Genomic DNA, 6,498 nt, shown 5'->3' with positions numbered 1-6,498 from the left:
TGCGGGAACTGCACGAATTGCAGCAGCGCTCGGGCCTGGACTCGCAGTGGCTGTCGGGGCGCGAGTGCCGCCGCCTGGAGCCGATGCTCGCGCCGGGCGTGCGCGGCGGCGTGCGGGTCGACGGCGACCACCAGGCGGACCCGCGCCGCCTCGCGCGCGCCCTGCTGGCGGCCTGCGAGCGCGCCGGAGTGGTCTTCCACCGGGCCGAGGCGCGGCGCCTCGTGGTCGAGGCGGACCGGGCGACCGGGGCGGAGCTCGCCGACGGCGTGCGCGTCGTCGCGGACCGGACCGTGCTGGCGGCCGGCAGCCACAGCGCGCGCCTCGCGGGCGTGCCCGAGCACGTGATGCCCCCGGTCCGTCCGGTCAAGGGCCAGGTCCTGCGGCTGCGCGTGCCCGCCCCGTACGCGCCGTTCCTCTCCCGGACCGTACGGGCGGTTGTCCGCGGCGGTCCCGTCTACCTGGTGCCGCGCGAGAACGGCGAGCTGGTCCTGGGCGCGACCACCGAGGAGCTGGGCTGGGACACCACCGTCACCGCGGGCGGCGTGTACGAGCTGCTGCGCGACGCCCATGAGCTGGTGCCCGGCATCACGGAGCTGCCGCTCGTCGAGACCCGCGCCGGGCTGCGCCCCGGCTCCCCCGACAACGCCCCGCTGCTCGGGCCGACCGCCCTGCCCGGCCTCCTCACGGCCACCGGCCACCACCGCAACGGCGTCCTGCTGACCCCGTTCACCGGCGACGTGATGGCCGAGGCGCTGGCCGGCGACGGGCTCCCGGCGGCGGCCCTGCCCTTCTCCCCGCAGCGTTTCCAGGCCCCCGTACCTCAGGAGCAGCCCGTATGACGCCCTCCACGCCCGACCCCGTCCGGCTCTCCCTCAACGGCGAGCCCCGCGAGGTCCCCGCCGGTCTGACCCTGGACCGGCTGGTGGCCACGCTCACCACCGCGCACAGCGGCGTCGCCGCCGCCGTCAACGAGAGCGTCGTGCCGCGCGGCCAGTGGCAGGCCACCGCGCTCGGCGACGGCGACCGCGTCGAGGTCCTCACCGCGGTCCAGGGAGGCTGACCATGACCGACACCGCGTTCCTCCCAGGGACCCCCGCGACGGAGGCGGCCGGGGACCCGCTGACCATCGGCGGCAGCGTTTTCGGCTCCCGGCTCATCATGGGTACGGGCGGCGCGCCCAGCCTGGACGTGCTGGAGCGGTCCCTGCTCGCCTCCGGCACCGAGCTGACCACGGTGGCGATGCGCCGCCTGGACGCGACCGTGCAGGGCTCGGTGCTCTCCGTGCTCTCCCGGCACGGCATCCGGGTGCTGCCGAACACCGCGGGCTGCTTCACCGCGGGCGAGGCCGTCCTCACGGCGCGGCTGGCCCGCGAGGCGCTCGGCACCGACTGGGTCAAGCTCGAAGTCGTCGCCGACGAGCGCACGCTGCTGCCCGACCCGATCGAGCTGCTGGACGCCGCCGAGACGCTCGTCGACGACGGCTTCACCGTGCTGCCGTACACCAACGACGACCCCGTGCTCGCCCGCAAGCTGGAGGACGCGGGGTGCGCCGCGATCATGCCGCTGGGCTCGCCCATCGGCTCCGGCCTGGGCATCCGCAACCCGCACAACTTCCAGCTGATCACCGAGCGCGCGGGCGTCCCGGTGATCCTGGACGCGGGCGCGGGCACCGCCTCGGACGCCGCGCTCGCCATGGAGCTGGGCTGCGCGGCGGTGATGCTCGCCTCGGCGGTGACCCGCGCGCAGGAGCCGGCGCTGATGGCGGCGGCCATGCGGCACGCGGTCGAGGCGGGCCGGCTGGCGTACCGCGCGGGCCGCATACCGCGGCGGCACTTCGCGCGGGCGTCCTCGGCCATGGAGGGCCTGGCGGAGCTGGACCCGGAGCGCCCGGCGTTCTGACCGGCCGGATCGCCGCGCTCCCTCCGTCCCCGCGCGCCCGGTCGCGGTCACCATTCGGCTTCAGTACGCCCGCCGCGGGCGCGCGGCGTCGGAGGTGTCGGTGACTGCTCGTAGACTCGTCTGCCGTGGATACGACCCTTCAGGACCCCCTCGTCGGGCAGCTGCTCGACGGCCGCTACCGAGTCGAGGCGCGCATCGCCGTCGGTGGCATGGCCACGGTCTACCGGGCCGTCGACACGCGGCTCGACCGCGTGCTCGCGCTCAAGGTGATGCACCCGGCGCTCGCCGCGGACGGCGCCTTCGTCGACCGGTTCATCCGGGAGGCGAAGTCGGTCGCGAGGCTCGCGCACCCCAATGTGGTGGGCGTCTTCGACCAGGGCACCGATGGCACGTACGTCTATCTCGCGATGGAGTACGTGGCCGGCTGCACGCTGCGCGACGTGCTGCGCGAGCGCGGCGCGCTCCAGCCGCGCGCGGCCCTCGACATCCTGGAGCCGATCCTCGCCGCGCTGGGCGCCGCCCACCGGGCGTCCTTCGTGCACCGCGACATGAAGCCCGAGAACGTGCTGATCGGCGACGACGGCCGGGTCAAGGTCGCCGACTTCGGGCTCGTACGGGCCGTGGACAACAACACCACCGCGTCGACGGGGTCCGTGCTCGGCACGGTGTCGTACCTCGCCCCCGAGCAGATCGAGCACGGCACGGCCGACACCCCGGCGGATGTGTACGCGTGCGGGGTGGTGCTGTACGAGATGCTGACCGGCGCCAAGCCGCACGCCGGCGGCACCCCGGCGCAGGTCCTCTACCAGCATCTCCACGACGACATCGCGCCGCCGTCCGAGGCGGTGCCGGGGCTGCCGACCGTGCTGGACGACCTGGTGGCCGCCGCCACCGCCCGCGACCCCGAGGCGCGGCCCGCGGACGCGGTGGAGCTGCTGGGGCTGGCCCGTGCGGCGCGCGCCGAGATGAGCGACGCGCAGCTGGACGCGGTGCCGCCGCGGGCGCAGACGGTGACGCACGACGGTTCCGAGGACCGTACGAGCGTGATCCCGCGCTCCATCGAGGCGCGGGCGGCACGGGCGGCGGACGACGCCTCGTACGACCGCACCACCCGTCTGGAGCGGCCGACCGCCCCGCCCGCGGGCCCACCGGCCGCGGGGGCGTCCGGCCGTCGCGGGCCGCGCCGCTCGCTGCTGGCGCTGCTCGGCGCGGTGCTGGTGATCCTGGTGGGCACGGGCGTCTGGTACATCAATTCCGGCCAGTTCTCCACGGTTCCGGCCGTCCTGGACCTCACCCGGGCGCAGGCGGAGCACAAGCTCGGAGAAGCCGGGCTGAAATCGACGTCCCGGCAGGACTTCAGCGACGTGGTGGAGCGCGGCCATGTCATCGGCACCGACCCCAAACCGGGCGACCGCATCCGCGACAACAGGACGGTGACCCTGACCGTCTCGCGGGGCCCGGAGCACTCCAAGGTCCCCAACGTCTCCGGCATCCCGCTCGACCAGGCGAAGAAGCAGATCACGGACGCGGGGCTGACGGTCGGCAAGGTCCGCGAGGAGTTCAGCGACGAGACGGCGCAGGGCTCGGTGCTCACCACCGCACCGGGAGCGGGCAGCGAGCGCCGGCCCGACACGGCCGTGGCGATCACCGTCAGCAAGGGGAAGAAGCTCGACGTCCCCGAGGTGACGGGCGACTCGGTCGAGGACGCGACGAAGGAGCTGGAGGAGAAGGGCTTCAAGGTGAGGACCGCCGACGAGCAGGTCTTCTCCGAGGAGGACAAGGGCGACGTCGCCCGGCAGTCCCCGGCCAAGGACAGCCCGGCGGCGAAGGGCGACACCGTCACCCTCACCGTCTCCAAGGGCCAGGAGATGGTCGAGGTGCCGGACGTCACCGGCGAGAAGACCGACGACGCCAAGCAGAAGCTGACCGCCCTCGGCTTCGAGGTCGAGGTGAAGAAGCCGTTCTTCTTCCCGAAGGACACCGTCGACAAGCAGTCCGTCGAGGGCGGCGACGAAGCCCCCAAGGGCAGCAGGATCACCATCACGCTCAAGGGACTCTGAGACTCATGCGCAACCCCGTCGGCGGCCACATCCCCGTGGCCGGCGGACTCGCGAAGACCGGCCTGCCGTACGCCGCGGAGATGGGCGCGGAGGCCGTGCAGGTCTTCGTCGCCAACCCCCGCGGCTGGGCGACGCCGCCCGGCGACCCGAAGCAGGACGAGGCGTTCCGGGCCGGCTGCGCGGAGCGGTCCCTGCCCGTGTACGTCCACGCGCCGTATCTGATCAATTTCGGCTCGCACACCGAGGCGACGGCCGAGCGGTCCGTGGAGTCGCTGCGCCACTCGCTGCGCCGGGGCCGGGACATCGGGGCGCGCGGCGTCGTGGTCCATACGGGCGCGGCGACGGGCGGCCGGCACCGGAGCGAGGCGCTGGCCCAGGTCCGCGAGCGGCTGCTGCCGCTGCTGGACGAGCTCACCCACGACGACGACCCGTGGCTGCTGCTGGAGGGCACGGCCGGGCAGGGTGCCTCGCTCTGCTCGCTGGTGTGGGAGCTGGGCCCGTACTTCGACGCGCTGGAGCGCCATCCGAAGCTCGGCGTCTGCCTGGACACCTGCCATGTCTTCGCGGCGGGCCACGATCTGGCCGGGCACGGCGGGATGAAGCAGACGCTCGACGAGCTGGTGTCGGTCGTGGGCGAGGGGCGGCTGAAGCTGATCCACGCCAATGACTCCAAGGACGTCGTGGGCGCGCACAAGGACCGGCACGAGAACATCGGATCCGGCCATATCGGGGCCGAGCCGTTCCGGGAGCTGTTCGCGCATCCGGCGACGGAGGGCGTGGCGCTGACGATCGAGACGCCGGGCGGCAAGGAGGGGCACGCCGCCGACGTGGCTCGGCTGAAGGCGCTGCGCGACGGGGCGTAGAAAGCGGCGGCTCCCCGGACCGCGACCGGCTCTAGAGTTCCGGGCCGTCGCCCGGTTCCTCCTGGTAGGAGTAGCGCTGCTCGCTCCAGGGGTCGCCGATGTTGTGGTAGCCGCGCTCCTCCCAGAAGCCTCGGCGGTCGGCGGTCATGTACTCGATGCCGCGGACCCACTTGGGGCCCTTCCACGCATAGAGGTGCGGGACCACGAGCCGGGCCGGGAAGCCGTGCTCGGCGGTGAGCGGATCGCCGTCCTTGTGGGTGGCGAAGATGGTCTTCGCGCTGGTCAGGTCGGACAGCCGCAGGTTCGAGCTGAAGCCGTACTCGGCCCAGACCATCACATGCGTGACGTCGTTCGCGGGCGGCGCGATATCGACGAGCGAGGTGGCGGGGACGCCGCCCCACTCGGAGCCGAGCATGCTGAACTTCGTGACGCAGTGCAGGTCCGCGGTGACGGTGGCGTACGGCAGCGCCGCGAACTCCTCGTGCGTCCAGCAGTGCTTGTCGCCGTCCGCCGTGGCGCCGAAGACGCGGAACTCCCAGCGGTCCGGGCGGAATTTGGGGACCGGCCCGTAGTGCGTCACCGGCCAGCCGCGCTGTAGCCGCTGCCCCGGGGGCAGCTGGAGGTGGTCTCCCTCACGGCTCTGCGACTGACCCATGGGTCCATGGTGTCAGACCTTCGGGTGTGGTCATGACCAGCACATCCGCTATTCGGGCAACTCGTACTAAGCGTGCACTTACTGGACGGTCCGCGAGGGCGGTGGAAGGATGCGCGCAACGTGCCCGTCCCCGCTTGGAAGGAGCCTTGGCGATGCAGGGCGACCCCGAGGTCATCGAATTCCTCAACGAGCAGCTGACCGCCGAGCTGACCGCCATCAACCAGTACTTCCTGCACGCGAAGATGCAGGAGAACTTCGGCTGGACCAAGCTCGCGAAGTACACGCGCTCCGAGTCGTTCGACGAGATGAAGCACGCGGAGCTCCTCACCGACCGGATCCTGTTCCTGGAGGGCCTGCCCAACTACCAGCGGCTCTTCCACGTCCGGGTCGGCCAGACGGTCACCGAGATGTTCCAGGCGGACCGGCAGGTGGAGGTCGAGGCCATCGACCGGCTGCGGCGCGGGGTGGAGGTCATGCGGGCCAAGGGCGACATCACCTCGGCCAATATCTTCGAGTCCATCCTGGCCGACGAGGAGCACCACATCGACTACCTCGACACGCAGCTGGAGCTGGTCGAGAAGCTCGGCGAGGCCCTCTACATCGCGCAGATCATCGAGCAGCCGGACAGCTGACGGCGCAGGAGCGCCATCCGGTCGGACCCCGCCCCGGAAGGGCACAGGACACAGGGCAGGACGCAGGGCTCAGGCGGCTTCCGCCGTGTACGGCGGCGGCTCGGCGGTGAGCGCCGTCGGCTCGCGCTGTTCGAGCAGTTCGCGGCGGGGGCACGCGCCGCGGCCGAGCAGGGCCTGGATGCGCTTGACGCAGCCGCCGCAGTCCGTGCCCGCCTTGCAGGCCGACGCTATCTGGCGCGGGGTGCAGGCCCCGGTGTCCGCGTGGTCGCGAACCTGCTGCTCGGTGATGCCGAAGCAGGAGCAGACGTACACGCGGTTCACCACCCGAGATCATTAAGTGAGGTTACCCTTACCTTACCCGGTCCGGTGGGCCGCTAACAACGCCGTGG

General features: G+C 72.5%; 8 protein-coding genes. 6 read left to right on the top strand and 2 right to left on the bottom strand.

From position 1 onward, the window contains the following. The 5 genes from thiO to ACFU99_RS28510 all read left to right on the top strand — a co-directional run. On the top strand, window positions 1-839 hold an 839-nt coding region (gene thiO / locus ACFU99_RS28530), incomplete at its 5' end, for a glycine oxidase ThiO (RefSeq protein ID WP_384397393.1). Further along, window positions 836-1,060 (top strand): sulfur carrier protein ThiS, encoded by a 225-nt coding sequence (gene thiS / locus ACFU99_RS28525; protein WP_384397390.1) that lies wholly within the window; start codon window positions 836-838, stop codon window positions 1,058-1,060. The genes thiO and thiS, both read left to right, overlap by 4 nt. A 2-nt stretch (window positions 1,061-1,062) precedes the next feature. Next, window positions 1,063-1,899 carry a thiazole synthase gene (locus ACFU99_RS28520; RefSeq protein ID WP_384397387.1) on the top strand — a complete coding sequence of 279 codons (837 nt, stop codon included), beginning with the start codon at window positions 1,063-1,065 and terminating at the stop codon, window positions 1,897-1,899. A gap of 125 nt (window positions 1,900-2,024) precedes the next feature. Further along, window positions 2,025-3,959, top strand: a complete 1,935-nt coding sequence (gene pknB / locus ACFU99_RS28515) for a Stk1 family PASTA domain-containing Ser/Thr kinase (protein WP_384397385.1) — start codon at window positions 2,025-2,027, stop codon at window positions 3,957-3,959. 5 nt (window positions 3,960-3,964) lie between these two features. Then, complete coding sequence (locus ACFU99_RS28510; protein WP_384397382.1) at window positions 3,965-4,822, top strand: deoxyribonuclease IV; 858 nt, start codon at window positions 3,965-3,967, stop codon at window positions 4,820-4,822. A gap of 31 nt (window positions 4,823-4,853) precedes the next feature. Here the strand turns inward: ACFU99_RS28510 and ACFU99_RS28505 are convergent, their stop codons facing one another. Next, window positions 4,854-5,477, bottom strand: a complete 624-nt coding sequence (locus ACFU99_RS28505; protein WP_384397379.1) for a sulfite oxidase-like oxidoreductase — start codon at window positions 5,475-5,477, stop codon at window positions 4,854-4,856. Between the two features lie 152 nt (window positions 5,478-5,629). Between ACFU99_RS28505 and bfr the strand changes: the two genes are divergently transcribed. Next, the gene (bfr, locus tag ACFU99_RS28500) at window positions 5,630-6,109 is read left to right on the top strand and encodes a bacterioferritin (protein WP_384397377.1); all 480 of its coding nucleotides are present in this window, start codon (window positions 5,630-5,632) and stop codon (window positions 6,107-6,109) included. A gap of 69 nt (window positions 6,110-6,178) precedes the next feature. Here the strand turns inward: bfr and ACFU99_RS28495 are convergent, their stop codons facing one another. Further along, a complete protein-coding gene (locus ACFU99_RS28495; RefSeq protein ID WP_384397374.1) occupies window positions 6,179-6,430 on the bottom strand; it encodes a bacterioferritin-associated ferredoxin in 252 nt (83 codons plus the stop codon). Window positions 6,431-6,498: the final 68 nt, after the last annotated feature.

Source organism: Streptomyces sp. NPDC057654 (genome assembly GCF_042800135.1).
GTDB lineage: Bacteria > Actinomycetota > Actinomycetes > Streptomycetales > Streptomycetaceae > Streptomyces.
Note: the sequence above shows the minus strand (reverse complement) of the source record. Positions and strands in the feature narration are given on the sequence as shown.

Bases quoted from the DNA above. Each gene is read 5' to 3' on its own strand.
- thiS (WP_384397390.1), top strand. From the start codon at position 836: ATGACGCCCTCCACGCCCGACCCCGTCCGGCTCTCCCTCAACGGCGAG.
- ACFU99_RS28520 (WP_384397387.1), top strand. From the start codon at position 1,063: ATGACCGACACCGCGTTCCTCCCAGGGACCCCCGCGACGGAGGCGGCC.
- ACFU99_RS28510 (WP_384397382.1), top strand. From the start codon at position 3,965: ATGCGCAACCCCGTCGGCGGCCACATCCCCGTGGCCGGCGGACTCGCG.
- ACFU99_RS28505 (WP_384397379.1), bottom strand. From the start codon at position 5,477: ATGGGTCAGTCGCAGAGCCGTGAGGGAGACCACCTCCAGCTGCCCCCG.
- bfr (WP_384397377.1), top strand. From the start codon at position 5,630: ATGCAGGGCGACCCCGAGGTCATCGAATTCCTCAACGAGCAGCTGACC.